Below are 18,064 nucleotides of genomic sequence, written 5' to 3'. Positions count from 1 at the left end.
ATGGGTCTACTAGGCCTTATAAGCGGTCGGATCGATTAGCCCCGCTACTGCAAACGCTTCGCGCCGTTCCACGCAAGTGCCACAGGTTCCGCAGTGTTGCGCCCCTCCTTTGTAGCACGACCAGGTCCGCCCGAAGTCCACCCCCAGCCGCGCGCCCTCCGCCGCGATCCGGCCCTTGTCCATCGCGATGAACGGCCGCAAAAGCGCTACTTCTACATAGGTCCCCAGCCGCATGGCGTCCCCCATCGCCTGCATAAACGGCTCCCGGCAATCCGGATAAATCGCGTGATCACCACCATGCGCCGCGATCACCACGCCGGTCGCCCCGGCACTCTCCGCCACCCCGGCTGCAATGCTCAACATGATCGCATTCCGAAACGGCACCACCGTCTGCTTCATGTTGGCGTCTTCGTAATGGCCGTCCGGGATTTCCCCGCCCGACTTCAGCAACGCCGAATCAAACAACCGGTCCACAAACGGCAACTCCACCACCTCATGCCGCACACCCAACGCCGCCGCATGCCCCGCCGCGAACGGGATCTCCCGGGCATTGTGCTTCGCCCCGTAGTCAAAACTCAGCACTGCCACCACTTCATGCTGCTCCCGTGCCCAATACAGCGCCGCCACCGAATCCATTCCGCCGGAACATAACACCACAACCTTCATCCCACCCAAAAAAGCCGTCCGCCCCCGCATTGCCCAATCTTTCTCTTTCTTCTTTCTCTTTATCTTTCTCCCCACGGCCGCCGCTCCCCCCATGCTCCTCCTCCATACCCCGCACTGCACCGCCTACGGCAACGCTTCGCGCCCCGAGCAACCCGCCCGCCTCGCCCGCACCGTGCCCCACCTGCGCGCCGCCCACCCCGACTGGATCTGGCAGGAGCCGCCCCTCGCCACCGCGACCGACGCCGCCCTCTGCCATACCCCGGCCCACCTCGAACGCCTGCTCGTCCCAGAGGACTTCGACGCCGACACCCCATTTTTCCCCGACATCGCCACCCACGCCTACCGCGCCACCGGGGCCGCCATCGCCGCCGCCGAAGCCGCGCTCGCCGGCCGCGGACCCGTCATCGCCCTCAATCGCCCGCCCGGTCACCACGCCACCGCCGACCAACCCATGGGGTTCTGCTACCTCAACCAGATCGCCATCGCTGCCCGCCACGCCCAGCTCCACCTCGGCGCCACCCGCGTCGCCGTCTGGGACTTCGACGCCCACCACGGCAACGGCACCGAAGCCCTGCTCGCCGACCAACCCGGCTTCCTCTTCACCTCCGTCCACCAATCCCCCTGCTATCCGGGAACCGGCCTCACCAGCTTCAGCAACTGCCACAATTGGCCGATACCTCCTTTGGCGCCCCGGGCCGCCCACCTCGACGCCTTGCGCCACTCTCTTGACGCCGTGATTGCCTTCGACCCGGACCTTGTGCTCGTCTCTGCCGGCTTCGACGCCTATCAGGGCGACCCGATCACCAACATGACTTTGCAAACCACAGATTTCGCCACCCTCGGCTCCTGGCTGCGCACCAGCGGACTTCCCGCCGCCGCCGTGCTTGAGGGCGGCTACAGCGCCGACCTGCCCCAACTCGTCGACGCCTTCCTCTCCGCTTGGGCCGGCGAGGACGTCCGCGCATGATCAAACGTTTCCTCCCACGACCCGCCCGCCAATTTTTCGGCGTTAAAATGAAGCCCACGGCACCGGCCTACCAACTCCTCGACCAACCCGGTCAACTCGCCCCCCTGCTCGACGCCATCGATCGCGTGGACGAAGTCGCCCTCGATACCGAGGCCGACAACATGAACTGCTACCGCACCAAGATCTGCCTCCTGCAGTTCCTGGTCGACGGCAAGGTCTACCTCGTCGACGCCCTTGCGCCGCTCAACTTCGCCCCCCTTTACGAGAAGCTCGCTACCAAGCATCTCATCATGCACGGCAGCGACTACGACCTGCGCCTGCTGCACGACCTCAACCGCTTCGAGTGCAAGAGCATGTTCGACACCATGCTCGCCGCCCAGCTCCTCAACCGCCAGCGCGTCGGCCTCGCCGCCCTCATGGAAGACTACTTCGGCCTCATCATGTCCAAGGAGTCCCAGAAGGCCAACTGGTCCAAACGCCCGCTCACCCAAAAGCTCCTCGACTACGCCTCCCTCGACGTCTGGCACCTCCCGGAGCTCCGCAACCTCCTCACCAAGGAGCTGCGCAAACTCGATCGCGTCGACTGGCTCGAGCAACAATGCCGCCGCCAGATCGAAGCCGCCCAGACCGGCTTCCCCTCCGGCGACGAAAACGCCTGGCGCATCGGCAAATCCGAGAAACTCCGCGGCCGTGGCCTCGGGGTCCTCCACTCCGTCTGGCACTGGCGCGAAGCCACCGCCGAACGCCTCGACACGCCCCCCTTCAAGGTCTGCAACAACAAGCTGCTGCTCACCATGGCCCAGCACGCCGAAAACGGTGACAGCGAGGCCACCATCCTCGCCTCCATCAACCTCGGCCGCCGCCACAGCCGCCTCATCAAGTCGCTCACCGCCGCCGTGCACCAGGGTCTGGAAACCGACCCCGCCAGCCTGCCGCGCCGCCAACGCAACCGCGACCACCGCCCGCTCACCCCCAACGAACTCGCCTTCCAAGATCGTCTCAAAGCCGGCCGCGACCAGATCGCCACCAAGCTCAACCTCGAGCCCACCCTCATCGCCAACCGCTCCCAACTCGCCCAAATCGCGCGCAGCCCCGAGCAACTCGATGAGCTTCTCCTCCCCTGGCAAGCCGGCCTCATCCGCGACCTCCCCGCCTTCGCCCAAGGCGCCAACGCCTGACGCCCGGTTGTAGCAGCGGCCGTCTCGGCCGCTCTCGCTTTGCCCCTCGGCCCCCTGCCTCTCGGCCACCCGTCCGCCCCCCCGTGGCCGAGGCTTCCAGCCTCGGCACCACCACCCGAGCTTTACGCCCGACACCGACCCACCTTAGCTGGCTCGCAACCGTGCCGACGCCACCGCCTCCGCCAGCCGACTCCGCCAACATCGCCCGCCACCTTCCCCGGATGGCGGCCAGCCAGCCGCACACCCCGGCGCTCAAGATCCCCCGCGGCCGCACCGCCGACGGTGCCATCGACTACCTCACCCTCAGCTTCGCCGAACTCGAAGCCGAAGCCGCCGCCTGGCAACACCGCCTCCGCCACGCCGGCGTGCAACGCGGCGACCGCGTCCTCGTCATGGTCCGCCAGGGCCTGCCCCTCATCGCCAGCGTCTTCGCCCTCTTTGCCCACGGCGCCGTGCCCGTCGTCATCGACCCCGGCATGGGGCGCAAAAGCTTCCTCGCCTGCGTCCGCCGCACCCAACCCCGCGCCCTGCTCGGCATCCCGCTCGCCCGCCTGCTCAGCCACCTCTTCCGCGGCGCCTTCAAATCCGTCCGCATCCGCATCGCCGCCCGCGGCGACACCACCGCCCGCCTCTCCAACCGCGGCGACACCGGCAAACTCGCCGTCGCCGCCTCCACCACCGACGAACTCGCCGCCATCCTCTTCACCTCCGGCTCCACCGGCGCCCCCAAAGGCGTCTGCTACGCCCACGGCATGTTCAACGCCCAGGTGGAACTCATCCGCCACACCTTCGAAATCCGCCCCGGCGAGGTCGACCTCCCCATGCTGCCCATCTTCGCGCTCTTCAACCCCGCGCTGGGCATGACCACTGTCGTCCCCGAAATCGACCCCTCCAAACCCGCCGCCGTCGACCCCGCCAAGATCGTCCAAGCCATCACCCAGGAACAGGTCACCAACTCCTTCGGCTCCCCGACCCTCTGGCACAAGATCGCCCGCCACTGCCACGCTCAGCGCCTCACCCTGCCCACCATGAAGCGCGTGCTCTCCGCCGGCGCCCCCGTGCCCCCGGCCCTTTGGGAACTCATGCGGCCCATCCTCACCAACGGCGAACTCCACAGCCCCTACGGCGCCACCGAAGCCCTGCCCGTCGCCACCATCGACGCCACCACCGTCATCGAACACACCGCCGCCGCCACCCGCACCGGCGCCGGCACCTGCGTCGGCCACATCATCGCGCCCAACGAGGTCAAAATCATCGCGCTCACCGACGACCCCATCGCCACCGAGTCAGAGATCAAAACCCTCCCGCCCCTCAAGATCGGCGAAATCATCGTCCGCGGCCCCACCGTCACCCAGTCCTACGACGCCCTACCCGACGCCACCGCGCGGGCGAAAATCCCCGCCAACTCCGATTTAGGATTTAGTCATTTAGAGCCTGGGATTTCCGGCGGCTCTGCCGCCGCCTGGCATCGCATGGGCGACTGCGGTTACCTCGACGACTACGGCCGCCTCTGGTTCTGCGGCCGCGCCGCCGAGCGCGTCGAAACCGCCACCGGCCCGCTCTTCACCGAACAAGTCGAACCCATCTTCAACCAACACGCCGCCGTCCGCCGCACCGCCCTCGTCGGGCTCGGCCAGCGCCCGACGCAACGCCCGGCCCTCGTCATCGAGCCCCGCGACCCGCAGCTCCTGCAAAACCCCACCGCCGCGACCACCCTCATCGCGGAACTGCGCACCCTCGCCGCCGATCACCCCCACGCCGCCCGCGTCGAAGCCTTTTACCTGCACCCCGGCTTCCCCGTCGACGTCCGCCACAACGCCAAAATCCACCGCCTCACCCTCGCCAAGTGGGCCGCCACGGCCAAACCGTCGGGCCCCCCCTAAACGACCAACCCTCCCTGTGGGTCGGGCTTTACGCCCGACACCCCGTCCTTCCGTGGCCAACCCGCAACCCGAACCTCCCACCACTCCCGTCCTCGTCACCGGCGGCACCGGCTTCCTCGGCTCCCATCTCGTCGACCAACTCCTCGCCGCCGGTCGCAACGTGACCGTCGTCTCGCGCCAGCCGCGCCCCGCGCTCACCGCCCGCGGCATCCGCGTCGTCACTGGCGCCCTGCACGACCCGACCACCTGCGCCGCCGCCGTGGAAGGCGTAGGGACCGTCTTCCACGTCGCCGCCCGCGTCGGCGTCTGGGGCCGCTATGACGACTTCTACCGCGACAACGTCACCGCCACCGAGACTCTGCTCGCCGCCGCGCAGACCGCCGGCGTGCAACGCTTCATCCACACCAGCACGCCCAGCGTCGTCTACAACGGCCGCGACCTCGCCGACGCCGACGAATCCCTGCCGCTCACGACCGACTGCCCCAGCCCTTATCCGCTCACGAAAGCCATCGCCGAAAAGGCCGTGCTCGCGGTCAACCGTCCCGGCTTTCTCACCACCGCCCTGCGCCCCCACCTCATCTGGGGCCCCGGCGACCCGCACCTCGTGCCGCGCATCCTCGCCCGCGCCCGCGCCGGCCGCCTGCGCATCGTCGGCACCGGCCAAAACCGCGTCGACATGGTGCACATCACCAACGCCACCGCCGCCCACCTCGCCGCCGAAACCGCCCTCTCCACTTGTCACGTATTACGTGACGGTTCCGCAGATACCCTTGCGCATAAGGAACTTCCGGCAGCGGCCGGGCGGGCTTATTTCATCACCAACGACGAGCCGGTGAACCTCTGGGATTGGATCAACGAGCTGCTCACCGGCCTCGGCGAACCGCCGCTCACCAAGCGCATTTCCCTCGCCGCCGCCTCCCGCATCGGCGCCGTCTGCGAAACCCTCTGGCGCCTGCTCCCGCTCAAAGGCGAACCGCCCATGACCCGTTTCATCGCCGCCGAACTCGCCAAGGACCACTGGTTCAACCTCACCGCCGCCAAGCGCGACCTCGGTTACGAGCCCACCATCACCATGGCCGAAGGCACCCAAGAACTGATCCGTAGAATGAAGAATGGTGAATAGAGAATGGTGAAAGGACTGCAGGTGGCCCGGGTTTCACCATTCACCATTCACTATTCACCATTCAAAATTCCCTAGTTTCGCTGCCGCACCGCCTCGAACAGCGTGATGATCGTCGCCATCGCCACGTTCAGCGAATCCGCCTGACCCGCCATCGGAATGCGCACGCGGTCGTCCGCTTCGCGCAGCCAGTCGTCGCTCAGGCCGTATTGCTCGCTGCCCATCACGATCGCCATGGATCCGGTCAAATCGGCGTCGGTGTGCAACTGCGTCGCCGACGGCGTTGTCGCCACACTGCGGATACCTTTCGCCTGCAACCAAGCCCGCACCGCGTCACTCTCGGCGATCGCCACCGGCACCGAAAACAACACCCCGGTCGAGGCCCGCACCACGTTGGGATTAAACAAATCCGTCACCGGGTCGCACACAATCAGGCCATCCACGCCCGCCGCATCGGCGCTGCGCAGAATCGTGCCTAGGTTGCCCGGCTTTTCGATCGCCTCGACCACCAACAAAAACGGGGTGGGGGAGAGCGGCAGGTCATCGAGCCCGTTCTGCCACTGCGGCAACACCGCCAACAGCCCATCGGGCCGCTCGCGATAGGCCACCTTGGCGAAAGCTGACTTGCTCAACTCAAACACCCGCGCCCCCGCTGCCTGCGCATCGGCGATCAAACCCGCCTCGTTGCCCTGTTCACCCGGATACCATTCCGGACACACATACAGCTCCACCGGCGCGTAACCCTTGTCCAGCGCCCGGCGAATCTGCCGAAAGCCCTCCACCAGAAACTGACCCGCCTGATCCCGCGGACGCCGGTCGCGCAGCTTCACAAGCTGCTTCACGCGCGGATTCTGCAAACTGGTAATGACCTCGGGTTCCATGGCTCGAAAAGCCCACCAAACACACCAAAAGACACGAAAAGAAAACACTCGGTTTTCACCTTTCCGTGTATTCCGTGTGTTCCGTGGGCCGCAATAAGACCAAAACCCGTCGGGACTTCCCGTTCCCCTATCACGCCGAAATCGAGCTCGAGATCACGACGCTCACCAACCGCGGCGTAGGCCTCGGCCGCGTGGAACTCGCCAGCGATCAGCAATCAGCGACCAGCGACCAGCCGGCCAATCAAGAATCCGAAATCGAGAATCCAAAATCCACGTGGGTGGTCATGGTCCCCTTCAGCCTGCCGGGCGAACGCGTCCGCGCCCGCGTTTTCCGCAACCAGAAGAATTTCTCCGAAGCCGATCTGATCGAAGTCCTCACCCCGTCACCCGACCGCGTCACCCCGCGCTGTCCGCTCTTTGGTGAATGCGGTGGCTGCCAGTATCAACATCTCAACTACGACGCCCAGCTCGTCTGGAAGCGCCAGCAGGTCGAGGAACTGCTCGAACACATGGCCGGCCTCACGCATCCGGTGAACCCCGTCATCGGCTCGCCCGAAAAATTCGGCTACCGTTCCAAGATCACCCCGCACTTCAACCTCCCGCGCGACGGCGACGACGCGTCGGCGCAACCCATCGGCTTCCTCCGCCAAGGCACCCGCAACCACATCATCGACGTGCCGGAGTGCCTCATCGCAACCGACGCGATCAACGCGCACCTGCCGCAGATCCGGTCCGAAGTCCGCGCCAACCTCGCTGCCGGTGCCTACAAAAAAGGCGCCACCCTCCTCCTGCGCCACGCCACCGAAGGGGTCGTCACCTCCCACGACGCCATCATTCACGAACAAGTCGGAGCCCTGAAACTACACTTCCTTGCCCGCGACTTTTTCCAGAACAACCCCTTCATCCTGCCCGCTTTCACCGGCTACGCCCGCGACCAGGCGGCGGCGACCGGCGCGCGCTACATGGTGGACGCCTACTGTGGCAGCGGCCTCTTCGCGCTCAGTTGCGCCAGCGCCTTTGAGAAAGTGCGCGGCATCGAGATCAGCGAAACCAGCGTGCAGTTCGCGACGGAAAACGCCGCGGCCAACGGCCTGACCAACGCCACCTTTCAGGCCGGCGACGCCGCCGCCATCTTTGCCGGACTCGAGACGGACCTGCCGCCGGCCGACACCGTCGTGCTCATCGATCCGCCGCGCAAAGGCTGCGATGAAAGTTTCCTGTCTCAGCTTTTTGAATACGGCCCGCGGGCGGTCGTTTACGTGAGTTGTGACCCCGCCACCCAGATGCGCGACCTGGTCCATTTCAAGGCAGCCGGCTACCGCCTCACCGCCGTCCAGCCCTTCGACCTCTTCCCCCAAACCCGCCACCTCGAGTGCGTCGTGACGTTGGTGAAATCCTAGCCAAAGGGGTCAATCTTATATCTTTGAATTTTGCCTCGGCCGGCCGGCACGGGCAGGACCGGCAGCGCGCAAAACCCGGCCTACCTGCAACCATTTGGTGACTGCAGTTTTCCGCAGTCCGGTTTTGCGCTCTTTTGGGCGTCGTGCGATGAAGCGGCATGCTTCGTTGTTCGCTGTCTCGCTGGCTTTCCGCCGCGGGTCTTTCCTTCTGCTTCACCGCTTCCGCTCTCATGTCGCACGCCGAGACTCTGCCGCCGACTTCACCGGCCCTCACCGTGATCGGCCGCACCGCGCCTACCGCCGATGGCTCCGGTCTGCTCATGGCTTTTCCGGGCATCGAGCTGCGCTTCACCTACACCGGTGAGGCGCCCGCGATTCGTCTGCACGCCGACAGCGACACCTGCTTCTTTAACCTCTCCATCAATGGCGCCCCGGACGCCGTGCTGCAGCTGGAGGAGGGCGACAACCTTGTCCCGCTGCCATCCGGACCGGCTCCCGAGTCCGGTCGGCTCGTGTCGCTCGTTCGCCGCACCGAGGCATGGCAGGGCATCGTGACTTTTGGCGGACTCGAGTTTGATCCGACTGCCACCCAACTCCTCGCCGCGCCGGCGCCTCGCGACCGTCGCGTGCTGGTGATCGGCGACTCCATCACCACCGGCCACTACGTCGAGCAGCTCCCGCCCACGCCCGACCCCACGCCGCGCACCAACAACGCCGCCCGCACTTGGGGCTGGATCCTCGCGCGCTCCCTAGGCGCCGAGGTCAACATCGTCGCTTACGGCGGTCGTGGCCTCATCCGCACCTGGGATGGTCGCACCGATCAGGCCAACGCGCCGGCCTTCTTCGAGCGCGCCGTGCCCGATCATCCCGAGACGCCCGCCGACCCCGAATACCTCTGGGATCACAGCCGCTACACGCCCGATCTGATCGTCATCATGCTGGGCCAGAACGACTTCAACCTCGGAGTCCCCGACGCGGCCCATTTCAAGTCCACCTACCGCAACCTGCTGTCGCGCCTCCATCGCCTGCACCCCGATGCCGCCGTGATCCTCTGTGGCAGCCCCATGCAGCACCCTCATCCGGCCGATCCCGACAGCTCCGATCCCGAAAAACGAACGACCCTCTATCGTTGGCTCCACGAACTCGCCACCGCCGCGCCTGCCCTCGGTTTCGACTCCGACCGCATCGCCGTCGTTGAGGTGTCACACCAGCCCGGCACGCCACTCAACGCCCATCCGGTGGTTTTCCAGATGGAGCAAATCGCCACCGAGATCGCGCCCACCGCCCGCCAGCTCACGGGCTGGTGAGGTTGAGCGCACACAGCCGCTCGGCTCCGCCGCTGCTGCACAGTAACTGAAAGGCCCGGTTGCGCCGGACCAAGGATCGGGAACACTACCGCGCACCTGCCATCTCAGAGATGCGGCCCCAAATCTCTGCCCCCTCAAGATTCGCCGCTTCGCCTTTCCCGACCTAAACCACCCCACCTGCATCTGCTCATGTCCCAAACCACGTTTCCGCGCCAGCGGCGACCCGCGTTGCGCATCGCTGTTTCCGCCGCACTGGTTTGTCTGGCGCTCACGACCTCACCCTTGGTCGCCCAGCCCAAGCCTCGCGTCGTCACGTCCAAAGCCTCCCCCGAGCACACCCACCAACTCTTCGTCGGCATCGATCTTTTTGTGCCCCAGGGCACCGAGATGCTCGAAGTGCGCAACATCGTGGGTGAGACCACCTTGGCGAAGTCCGCCGCCGGCGAGCTCAACGAAATTGACCGCACCACCGGCTACCGTTGGAAACTCGTGCCCAAGGTGAGTGACCTCAGCGCCACCGTTTCGGATCTCGAATACGAGACCACGTATTCACCGGCCAGCGACCCCCAGAAGAAGTGGATGGGGCGCCAGACCAACATGATGAATTACCAGCAGGACCAGCTCTCCCAGGGCACCCTGATGGCCGCCAACCTTTCCCGGGGAATTGCCGCGTTGCCCTCACAAGGAGGGCAGGGTGGGCCATCCCCAGAAGCCGTCGAACGCATGCAAGCCGGCGTAAACTCGCAGATCCGCGGTCATTTGGACGAAGTCGCCCGCGTCGACGCCATCACCGATCCAGACTTCACTGCCAAGGAACAACAGGCCCAGGAAATCCTGAATCCGCACGACTCCGTGCGCCTCCAGTTCCGCGTCTCCACCCCGACCCCGATGGCCCACGCATTCTGCGTCGCGCTCGCCCGCATCCGCCACCCCAACGGCGAAATCGAAGACATCAATTTCTACAAACCGATCGGGGAAGTCGGCCCTAAACCCAAGAAGGTTAACTTCTTGCAAACGGGCCTCGCCCCCGGATTTGAGATCCTCGAGCTCAAGGTCCACCTTTTCAACAACGGCAAGGAGCTCGCCACCAATCTCTCCGAAAAGCGCTTTCAACTCACCACCGACGAGGCCCGCCAATACCTCCTGCTCGACCACACGGCCAACCACCGCGGTGAGACCGTGCCCGCCTCGCCCGTCTGGGAACTCGCTCCGCCCGAGCTCAAAGCACTCGACCGACCCGGCAGCCTCGATCGACCGCTCCTCGTCAACATCAACGCCAAGGGCGACTTCACTGGCTTCGCCGGCTCCGGCCAACTCTACGGCCCCGAGCACGAGCACATCCTCCGCCAACTCGTTTTTCTGCCCGCCCTCGAAGACGGCCAGGCGGTCGACTCCACCGCGACGATCAATCTCGCTGATTACTTCCGCTGAGCGCTTAAACGATTTCGGGCATAAAGCCCGACCCCTCCGTTCCCTCACTCATACCGCGCGCTGCGGCCGAAGTAGTTGAGGAACCACGCTTCCTTCCACACCCGGTAGCGCGCCTCCACGGTCATCTTGCCGTGCTCCTCGCGCTCGTGATGCGGGAAAAGAAACCCCAGCTCGGTGTTCACCTGCTCCATGGCGTGTTGCTGGGCGTTGAGATCGGCCAGCGGCTCGGTCTCCCACTCGCTGAGCGGATCGGTCTCATCCTCCAAGCGCTCCCGGTGGCGCTTCACCAGCGCCGCCAGCGTCCGCCGCCACGGACTCCGATCCACCAGCCAGTTCTCCGGATAAAACCCCGCGAAGGGCAGGTAGAGGTTGTCGGTCACGTAGCGCAGTCCGTTGGTCGTCACCGACACCAGGCTGGCGCACATCACGATGTTGCCGCCCGGCTGCGGTAGGAAGAGCACCTGCACCCGCAGCTTGTTGGACGAATCCTGATAAACCGACATGCGCAGCGCAAAACCCGGCGCGAGCTCGGCCTTGAGCGACTGGACCGCGTGGAAACCCTGTTTGCGCAGCCAATCCCGGACTTTCAGCAGTCGGGGTTGGGTGGGCCACTCCTCGCCGCTGGAATTCACGTGAAAGCGCGGGAACAGCGGGATCGGGCTCAGGCTGAGCGCCTTGATCTCCAGCCAACGATAAACCGTCTCGATCAGGAAATAGACCAACAGGGCCGTGAGCGCCAAAACCCAGTAGGGCCGCGTGCTCAGCTCCAGATCGACCAGGATCTTGGCCACGCCGAAGCCAAACACCAGCCAGCGCAGCCAGCGATTGAAGATCGCCAACAGGGGCGAGGAGCGGCGCTGGTTGATCTGAAACAGGACCAGCGACACCACCATGGCGATGACGATCGGATAGGTGAAATCCATGAAGCGTGAGCGGAGACAAGAAGGGCCGGACGCGATGACGCCCGGCCCCGAAAAGTTACCCGTGGCGCGCTGCTCAGCTCAGGCGCACCGGCATGATCACGCAGATGAAGCTCTCGAGCGTCTTGAACACGCCGGGGCTCACCTCGTCCTTCACTTCGAAGAACACTTCGTCCTTCTGCAGCGCCTTGAGCGGATCGAGCAGGAACTGCGGGTTGAAGGCCACCTGGAGGTCGGGACCGTTGTAATCGATCGCCATCGACTCGTGCGCCTCGCCGAAATCCGGGCTCTGCGCCGTGATCTCGAGCAGGTTGGAGGTCATCTTGAGCTTCACCGAGTTGCTCTTCTCCGAGCAGACGAGGGCGGCACGGTGGATGCACTGCTGGAGCAGCTCGCGCTCGAGCTTGATGCGCTGATGCGTCTCCTTGGGAATAACCTGTTGATAATTGGGATAATTGCCCTCCACGACCTTCGAGTAGAGGTAGATGGAGTCGATCAGGCCGCTGCTGTCCTTGTCGGTCTGGATCTGGAACGCCGCACGGCGTTCGTTGAACGAGACCTTCAGCTTCGCGCCCTTGTCGAGCATGCGCTGCAGCTCGGAGACCGTCTTGGCCGGCAGGATGATGGCGCCGGACGCGTCCTCGGGGACTTCCATCTCCTTTGAGGTGAGGGCGAGACGGCGGCCGTCGGTGGCGACCAGCGAGAGTTTGCCGTCGCGGAAGTTGAAATACACGCCGTTGAGGATGTAGCGCGTCTCGTCGCTCGACTGGGCGTAAGCGACGCTCTTGAGCATCGAGATGAGCTCGCTCTGCTCGAGGGTGAAGGTGCGGTCGTCGCCAAACTCCGGCAGCGGCGGGAACTCGTCCTTGCCGATGCCCATGATGCGGAAGGTGGAACCGCCCGAGGTGAGCTTCACCTGGTGGTTGGCGGAGGAATCGAAACTCACGTCCTGGTTCGGCAACTCGCGCACGATGGTGGCCAGACGCTTCACCGGCAGGGTGACCGCGCCGCCCTCCTTCACCTCGGCCTTGATCTTACAGCGGATGCCCAGATCGAGATTGGTGGTGGTGAGCGTGATGTGGTTCCCCTCGGCCTCGATCAGCACGTTGCTGAGGATGGGCATCGTGGCCTTGGAGCCGACGACGTTGAGAACCTGGGCGAGGCCGTTGCTGAAATGGTCGCGGTTGATCTTGAGTTTCATGACGTGGGGTTGGCGTCCACGAGGGCGTGAAACGCGGAAGTTAACAAACCCCAAAAGATACCTGATTCAATAAGTAATTGGAGTCGTCTTATTATGCGTCCGAAAAAGGCCAATAACTGCGCTCCCAACCCACGTTTTACCTCTGAAACCGAGCTCGCCGCCGACCTGTGAATAACTGCGAGCCAATTGCGAACAAAGCGGGGGTTTTTAACACCCCAAAACTTGTTGGTGAACGACGCCCAAGTTACTCACACGCTTTCCGCATCCGGCGTCGGGGTGGTTTTCTGACCGCGCTCGCGGAAGGCCCGGATCAGGCCGAAGAAGATGTAGCCGAGCATCAGCACCAGCATGCCGATTTCCTTGAAGGCCACGATCGCGCCGGCCCCGCTCACCACCAGCACCAGCGACACCAGCGGGGTCTTCGTCTGCATATCGATCTGCTTGCCGCTCGGGTAGCGGATCGTGCTCACCATCAGCACCGCGATCAACAGCAGCAGCGGCGGCAAGGCCAGCGCCCACATTTGCAGCTCACGGTCGTGCTTGGCCAAGTTGAGAAGAAACAACACCAGCGCCGCCACCGTGCCCGCCGCCGCCGGCACCGGCAGCCCGACGAAATCCTTCGAGCCCGACTTTTTGTCGCGGATGATGAGCGGGTGGGTGATCACGTTAAATCGCGCCAGCCGGATCGCCGCACACAGCAGGTAAACGAAGCCGAAACACCAGCCGATCTTCTGGAAAATGGGATAACCCTGGGTCGGCGACAGGATGAGGAAAAACATCATCAACGCCGGCGTGAGGCCGAACGAGATCACGTCGGCCAACGAGTCGAACTCGCCGCCGAAGAGCGACTCCTTGCCACCCATGCGCGCCAGGCGCCCATCGAGCACGTCAAACGCCATCGCCCCGAAGATCAGCCACACGGCCTCCGAAAACAGCACGCTCGCACCCGGCGTGATCACGTCGGACCCACGCATGAGATAGTGCGCCTGGACGCACTTGATGCAGGCCACGAAACCACAGAACAGGTTTCCGGCCGTCATCAGGTTGGGCAGGAAATAGATGCGGCTCGCGTTTTCGGGCGAGAACGGATCCTCGCGCTCCGGAGGGGGCGGTTCAGCGGGAGTCATGCAGAGTGGGGGAGTGGTGGCGGACGCGTCGTGGCCGCGTCGTCGGGATTAGCGCTTGGTGATCGATTCGAGGTATTTCCAGAACTTCGAGTGCTGCTCGACCAACTGCTGCTCAGAGACCGGCAGGCCATTGCGCAGCAGGAAATCCTCCAGCGAGTGCTCGTGGAGGATGTAGAGGACGTGCAACGTCTCCTCCTCCCTGACCTCAAAATAGAACCGCAGTTCACCACTGCGCAGCCGGTAGAGATCGCGACCACCGCGGGCGAACTTGCCCAGCGGCTCGCGCGGCCGCTCCAGATCGATCAGACGCAGCGAACTCAGCGGCTCGATCGCGGTGAGCTGCGTGAGTTTGTCGAGCTTGTTGAGCTCGTGCATGGCCTGTTCGGCAAAGGTGACTTGAAACATGGGCGCAAAGAGGAAGCGGGAACGGCAATGTAACCCGACCCTCGGGCGGTCGTCTTGTCCCAGTAACCAGCGAATCTCAATCCCTTAAAAATCATGAATCGCAAACTCGTTGTTACCACCCTCCTCGCCGCCAGTGCCTTCGGCAGCTCCTTCCTCTTCGCCCAAACCAACACCGACGCCCCCAATCCGCCTCCCGGTCGCGGACCCGGCGGCACCCCGCCCGCCTGGATGATCGAACGTTTCGACACCGATGGTGACGGCGTGCTCAACGCCGAAGAACGCGGCGTTGCCCACCAAGCCATGATGGACAAGCGCCAGAACGGTGAGCGTCCCGGTCGCGAAATGATGCGCAACATGCGTGAGCGTTTCGACGCCGATGGCGATGGTCGCCTCAGTGCCGAAGAGCGTGCCACGGCCGACGCCACCATGCGTGCCGAAGCCGTGAATCGCCCGCGCCTCATGGCCCGCATCGACACCGATAAAGACGGTGTGATCAGCGACGCCGAGTGGACCGCCCACCGCGACGCCCTGCGCGACCGCATGGGCAAGGGCAAAGGCAAGGGCATGGGCCAAGGCGGCGGCGGCCAAGGCGCCGGTCGCCAGACCAACTGAGCTCAGTTCCAGTCCGTTAGCATCTCACCAAATTTCCCGCGCCTCCCACGACGCCGCGACCTCCCCAGGCCGCGGCGTTTTTGTGCCCGCCCCGCCCATTGTGAATAACCTGCGGACAACTGGAATAACTCTGCTCCGTAGCCGCGCGGGGCAGCCCCCGAATCTTTCATTGGGATTGCAGTTCACCCGGTTTGGTCGAGCGGGCAGAGTGCGCCCATGCCTGTTACCCTCGCTGACATTCGCGCCGCCGCCCGTCGCATCCGCAGTGGGATTCCGGTCACCCCTTGCCCGGAATCGATTCCCCTCTCCGACCTCACCGGCGCGCAGGTTTTCTGTAAATTGGACAACTTCCAACGCACCGGCTCCTTCAAAGAGCGGGGCGCCCGCAACGCGCTCCTGCGTCTGCCGGCCGCCCAGCGCAGCCGGGGCGTCATCGCCGCCTCCGCCGGCAACCACGCTCTCGGACTCGCCTACCACGGCCAGTTGCTCGGCATTCCGGTCACGGTCGTCATGCCCGACTACGCGCCGCTCATCAAAGTCGCCACCTGCGAAAAACTCGGCGCCCGCGTCCTCGTCGAAGGCGTCGACTTTGCGGCCGCCCGCGCCGCCGCCGATGTCCTGGTCGAACGCGAAGGCCTCGCCTACGTGCACGGTTTCGACGACCCCGATATCATCGCGGGGCAGGGGACCATGGCCCTGGAAATTCTGCGGCAGGTGCCCGATGCCGATGCCATCGTGGCCCCCATCGGTGGTGCCGGTCTCATCGCCGGCCTCGCCATCGCGGCCAAAGCCCTCAAGCCCGATATCCAGGTCATCGGCGTGGAATCCAAAGCCACCGCCAGTTTCTCCGCCGCACTCAAGAACGACGGCCCCATCACCATCCCGCGCCGTGCCACCCTCGCCGACGGTCTCGCTGTGTTGCGGGTTGGTGCCAATGCTTTCGAGCTCGCCCGCCCGCTGCTCGATCAGGTGGTCGCTGTATCCGAAGAATGGATCGCGCTCGCCATCCTGCGCTACCTCGAGCTCGAGAAAACCATCGTCGAAGGCGCGGCCGCGGCGCCGCTCGGCGCGCTCCTCGCCGGCCAGTTGCCGGAGCTGCAAGGCAAACGTGTCGTGCTGGCCGTCTGCGGTGGTAACATCGATCCCACTACACTTTCCCGTGTGATCGAGCGCGGCCTCGTCGCCGACGGCCGTCTCGGTCGGCTCACCGTGACGATCAGTGATCGACCGGGCGGACTCGAGGCGCTCTCGCGTGTGATTGCCAAAGCCGGCGCCAGCGTGCGCGACATCGCCCACGACCGCGCCTTCAGCGGGCCCGATGTGAGCGAAGTGCGCGCCGTCTGCACGGTGGAGACGCGTGACGCGGCCCACCTGAAAGACCTCCGCCGCGCCCTCAAAAAAGCCGGCTTCCCCGTCGCGAAGTAAACCGGACCAGCGCGATGTCGGGCGTAAAGCCCGACCCACATGGGACTTGCGACTTCTTAGTGTGGGTCGGGCTTTATGCCCGACATGCATCTGCCTCTCGGTGCCGAGCCTTACTCCGCCACCTTCCGCCCAAACCCGTCCTGGATCTTCCCCTGCGCCAGCGCCACCGCGCCGAGCGACGGCACCGCACACACCAGCACCCACACAAAAAATTGGGTGTAACCGAGCTGCGCTTGCACCCAGCCGGCAAACATGCCGGGCAACATCACGCCCAAGGCCATGCAGCCGGTGCACAGCGCGTAGTGCGCGGTTTTGTGCGGCCCGTCCGCCACCATCATCATGTAAACCAGATAGGCCGTGAACCCGAGGCCGTAGCCGAGTTGCTCCAGCACCAGTCCGCCCCCGATCAGCCACGCGCTCTCGGGTTGATAAATCGCCAGCAACCAAAAGACCGCGTTGGGCACATGCAGCGCCGCCACCAGCGGCCACAACATGCGACGCAGCCCGAAGCGCGACACCAGCCAGCCGCCCACCAAACCGCCGACCGTCAGCGCCACCACCCCCCACGTGCCGTAATACACGCCGATCTGTTCGTTCGTCAGCCCGAGCCCGCCCACCGCGCGCTCATCGAGCAGAAAGGGCGTGACCAACTTCAGTAGCTGCGCCTCGGCGAAGCGATACAGCAGCAGAAAACCCAAGATGCGCAGGATGCCGGGTTTCTGGAAAAACGTCGCCATCACGATCCACCATTCGCGCAGCACCTCGCCGGTGCTGCTCCCCTCCGCGCCCGCCGACTCGGCCACGCCATCGGCCGCCGGCCGCGGCAGTTGGCTCTGGTGATACAACGCCGCCAGCAGAAACACGACGCCCAGCACGCCAAACACCTTCACCCACGCCGCCGCATAGTCGCCGCCCGTGCCATACCAATAGCCCGCCAGATACACCAAGCCGCCCTGACCCGCGATCATGGCCACGCGATACGCCGTGCTGCGCACGCCCACAAAAGCCGCCTGCCGCGGTTTGTCCAAAGCGAGCATGTAGAACCCGTCGGCCGCGATGTCGTGTGTCGCCGAGCAAAACGCCATCAGCCAAAACACCAGCAACGTCGCCTGGAAAAACCACGGGGCCGGAATCGACAGCGCCACCAGCCCAAAACTCACCGCCATCACCCATTGCATCAGGGTCGTCCACCACCGCTTCGTGCGCCACAGGTCGACCAGCGGCGACCACAGCGGTTTGATCACCCACGGGAAGTTCAGCCAGCTGGTGTAGAACGCGATCTCGGTGTTCGAAACCCCGAGGTTCTTGTAGAGCGTGAGCGAGAGCAGGTTGACCGCGACGTAGGGCAGACCTTGGGCAAAATACAGCGTCGGCACCCAGGCCCACGGCGATCGGTTCCGGGACGAATCCACAGAGGCAGCAGCAGGGGAGGGCGGGGGAACAACTTCAGACGACATCGGCAAAGGCAGCAGCACCATCCCTGCCGTCGCCACCCCACCGGTGCAACGCTAGGGTCGTCAACAAAGGTAGGCCGCGGGCGA

General features: G+C 64.9%; 16 protein-coding genes. 9 read left to right on the top strand and 7 right to left on the bottom strand.

What is annotated here, in order from left to right:
• Nucleotides 1–9: 9 nt before the first annotated feature.
• Entirely contained in the window at nt 10–666 is a 657-nt protein-coding gene (gene queC, locus K1X11_RS14890; protein ID WP_221031607.1) for a 7-cyano-7-deazaguanine synthase QueC, read from the bottom strand.
• Nucleotides 667–757: 91 nt separating this feature from the next.
• On the opposite strand from queC, the gene K1X11_RS14885 reads away from it, so the two are divergent.
• The 4 genes from K1X11_RS14885 to K1X11_RS14870 all read left to right on the top strand — a co-directional run bounded on the left by K1X11_RS14885 (nt 758) and on the right by K1X11_RS14870 (nt 5,817).
• Entirely contained in the window at nt 758–1,633 is an 876-nt protein-coding gene (locus K1X11_RS14885; protein WP_221031606.1) for a histone deacetylase family protein, read from the top strand.
• 47 nt (nt 1,634–1,680) lie between these two features.
• Nucleotides 1,681–2,811 (top strand): ribonuclease D, encoded by a 1,131-nt coding sequence (locus K1X11_RS14880; protein WP_225919501.1) that lies wholly within the window; start codon nt 1,681–1,683, stop codon nt 2,809–2,811.
• 161 nt (nt 2,812–2,972) lie between these two features.
• A complete protein-coding gene (locus K1X11_RS14875; protein WP_324725993.1) occupies nt 2,973–4,694 on the top strand; it encodes a fatty acid CoA ligase family protein in 1,722 nt (573 codons plus the stop codon).
• Nucleotides 4,695–4,746: 52 nt separating this feature from the next.
• Nucleotides 4,747–5,817 carry an NAD-dependent epimerase/dehydratase family protein gene (locus tag K1X11_RS14870; protein WP_324725992.1) on the top strand — a complete coding sequence of 357 codons (1,071 nt, stop codon included), beginning with the start codon at nt 4,747–4,749 and terminating at the stop codon, nt 5,815–5,817.
• A gap of 71 nt (nt 5,818–5,888) precedes the next feature.
• Here K1X11_RS14870 and K1X11_RS14865 read toward each other — a convergent pair whose 3' ends face one another.
• Nucleotides 5,889–6,695, bottom strand: a complete 807-nt coding sequence (locus tag K1X11_RS14865) for a TrmH family RNA methyltransferase (RefSeq protein ID WP_221031603.1) — start codon at nt 6,693–6,695, stop codon at nt 5,889–5,891.
• A 74-nt stretch (nt 6,696–6,769) separates the two neighbouring features.
• On the opposite strand from K1X11_RS14865, the gene K1X11_RS14860 reads away from it, so the two are divergent.
• The 3 genes from K1X11_RS14860 to K1X11_RS14850 all read left to right on the top strand — a co-directional run bounded on the left by K1X11_RS14860 (nt 6,770) and on the right by K1X11_RS14850 (nt 10,833).
• Nucleotides 6,770–8,095 (top strand): class I SAM-dependent RNA methyltransferase, encoded by a 1,326-nt coding sequence (locus tag K1X11_RS14860; RefSeq protein ID WP_221031697.1) that lies wholly within the window; start codon nt 6,770–6,772, stop codon nt 8,093–8,095.
• A gap of 230 nt (nt 8,096–8,325) precedes the next feature.
• On the top strand, nt 8,326–9,402 hold the full coding sequence (locus K1X11_RS14855) for a GDSL-type esterase/lipase family protein (protein WP_221031602.1): 1,077 nt from the start codon (nt 8,326–8,328) through the stop codon (nt 9,400–9,402).
• Between the two features lie 189 nt (nt 9,403–9,591).
• Nucleotides 9,592–10,833 carry a hypothetical protein gene (locus tag K1X11_RS14850; RefSeq protein WP_221031601.1) on the top strand — a complete coding sequence of 414 codons (1,242 nt, stop codon included), beginning with the start codon at nt 9,592–9,594 and terminating at the stop codon, nt 10,831–10,833.
• Nucleotides 10,834–10,877: 44 nt separating this feature from the next.
• Here the strand turns inward: K1X11_RS14850 and K1X11_RS14845 are convergent, their stop codons facing one another.
• The 4 genes from K1X11_RS14845 to K1X11_RS14830 all read right to left on the bottom strand — a co-directional run bounded on the left by K1X11_RS14845 (nt 10,878) and on the right by K1X11_RS14830 (nt 14,486).
• Nucleotides 10,878–11,756: a hypothetical protein gene (locus K1X11_RS14845; protein ID WP_221031600.1), complete on the bottom strand. Its 879-nt coding sequence runs from the start codon at nt 11,754–11,756 to the stop codon at nt 10,878–10,880.
• A 73-nt stretch (nt 11,757–11,829) separates the two neighbouring features.
• Complete coding sequence (dnaN, locus tag K1X11_RS14840) at nt 11,830–12,954, bottom strand: DNA polymerase III subunit beta (RefSeq protein ID WP_221031599.1); 1,125 nt, start codon at nt 12,952–12,954, stop codon at nt 11,830–11,832.
• A gap of 248 nt (nt 12,955–13,202) precedes the next feature.
• On the bottom strand, nt 13,203–14,081 hold the full coding sequence (gene pssA, locus K1X11_RS14835) for a CDP-diacylglycerol--serine O-phosphatidyltransferase (RefSeq protein ID WP_221031598.1): 879 nt from the start codon (nt 14,079–14,081) through the stop codon (nt 13,203–13,205).
• A gap of 48 nt (nt 14,082–14,129) precedes the next feature.
• Nucleotides 14,130–14,486: a type II toxin-antitoxin system RelE family toxin gene (locus K1X11_RS14830; protein ID WP_221031597.1), complete on the bottom strand. Its 357-nt coding sequence runs from the start codon at nt 14,484–14,486 to the stop codon at nt 14,130–14,132.
• Between the two features lie 93 nt (nt 14,487–14,579).
• Between K1X11_RS14830 and K1X11_RS14825 the strand changes: the two genes are divergently transcribed.
• Together K1X11_RS14825 and ilvA are read left to right on the top strand one after the other, a co-directional pair.
• A complete protein-coding gene (locus K1X11_RS14825; protein WP_221031596.1) occupies nt 14,580–15,098 on the top strand; it encodes an EF-hand domain-containing protein in 519 nt (172 codons plus the stop codon).
• A 216-nt stretch (nt 15,099–15,314) separates the two neighbouring features.
• A complete protein-coding gene (ilvA, locus tag K1X11_RS14820; RefSeq protein ID WP_221031595.1) occupies nt 15,315–16,523 on the top strand; it encodes a threonine ammonia-lyase in 1,209 nt (402 codons plus the stop codon).
• 110 nt (nt 16,524–16,633) lie between these two features.
• On the opposite strand, the gene K1X11_RS14815 is transcribed toward ilvA, so the two are convergent.
• Nucleotides 16,634–17,935 (bottom strand): MFS transporter, encoded by a 1,302-nt coding sequence (locus tag K1X11_RS14815; RefSeq protein WP_221031594.1) that lies wholly within the window; start codon nt 17,933–17,935, stop codon nt 16,634–16,636.
• Nucleotides 17,936–18,064: the final 129 nt, after the last annotated feature.

This window comes from Actomonas aquatica (assembly GCF_019679435.2).
GTDB lineage: Bacteria > Verrucomicrobiota > Verrucomicrobiia > Opitutales > Opitutaceae > Actomonas > Actomonas aquatica.
This window is presented reverse-complemented; position numbering and strand designations above follow the sequence as displayed.

What these genes read in the sequence shown, in the direction of transcription:
- queC (WP_221031607.1), bottom strand. Translation starts at nt 666, where the DNA reads ATGAAGGTTGTGGTGTTATGTTCCGGCGGAATGGATTCGGTGGCGGCG.
- K1X11_RS14885 (WP_221031606.1), top strand. Translation starts at nt 758, where the DNA reads ATGCTCCTCCTCCATACCCCGCACTGCACCGCCTACGGCAACGCTTCG.
- K1X11_RS14880 (WP_225919501.1), top strand. Translation starts at nt 1,681, where the DNA reads ATGAAGCCCACGGCACCGGCCTACCAACTCCTCGACCAACCCGGTCAA.
- K1X11_RS14865 (WP_221031603.1), bottom strand. Translation starts at nt 6,695, where the DNA reads ATGGAACCCGAGGTCATTACCAGTTTGCAGAATCCGCGCGTGAAGCAG.
- K1X11_RS14855 (WP_221031602.1), top strand. Translation starts at nt 8,326, where the DNA reads ATGTCGCACGCCGAGACTCTGCCGCCGACTTCACCGGCCCTCACCGTG.
- K1X11_RS14850 (WP_221031601.1), top strand. Translation starts at nt 9,592, where the DNA reads ATGTCCCAAACCACGTTTCCGCGCCAGCGGCGACCCGCGTTGCGCATC.
- K1X11_RS14845 (WP_221031600.1), bottom strand. Translation starts at nt 11,756, where the DNA reads ATGGATTTCACCTATCCGATCGTCATCGCCATGGTGGTGTCGCTGGTC.
- dnaN (WP_221031599.1), bottom strand. Translation starts at nt 12,954, where the DNA reads ATGAAACTCAAGATCAACCGCGACCATTTCAGCAACGGCCTCGCCCAG.
- pssA (WP_221031598.1), bottom strand. Translation starts at nt 14,081, where the DNA reads ATGACTCCCGCTGAACCGCCCCCTCCGGAGCGCGAGGATCCGTTCTCG.
- K1X11_RS14830 (WP_221031597.1), bottom strand. Translation starts at nt 14,486, where the DNA reads ATGTTTCAAGTCACCTTTGCCGAACAGGCCATGCACGAGCTCAACAAG.
- K1X11_RS14825 (WP_221031596.1), top strand. Translation starts at nt 14,580, where the DNA reads ATGAATCGCAAACTCGTTGTTACCACCCTCCTCGCCGCCAGTGCCTTC.
- ilvA (WP_221031595.1), top strand. Translation starts at nt 15,315, where the DNA reads ATGCCTGTTACCCTCGCTGACATTCGCGCCGCCGCCCGTCGCATCCGC.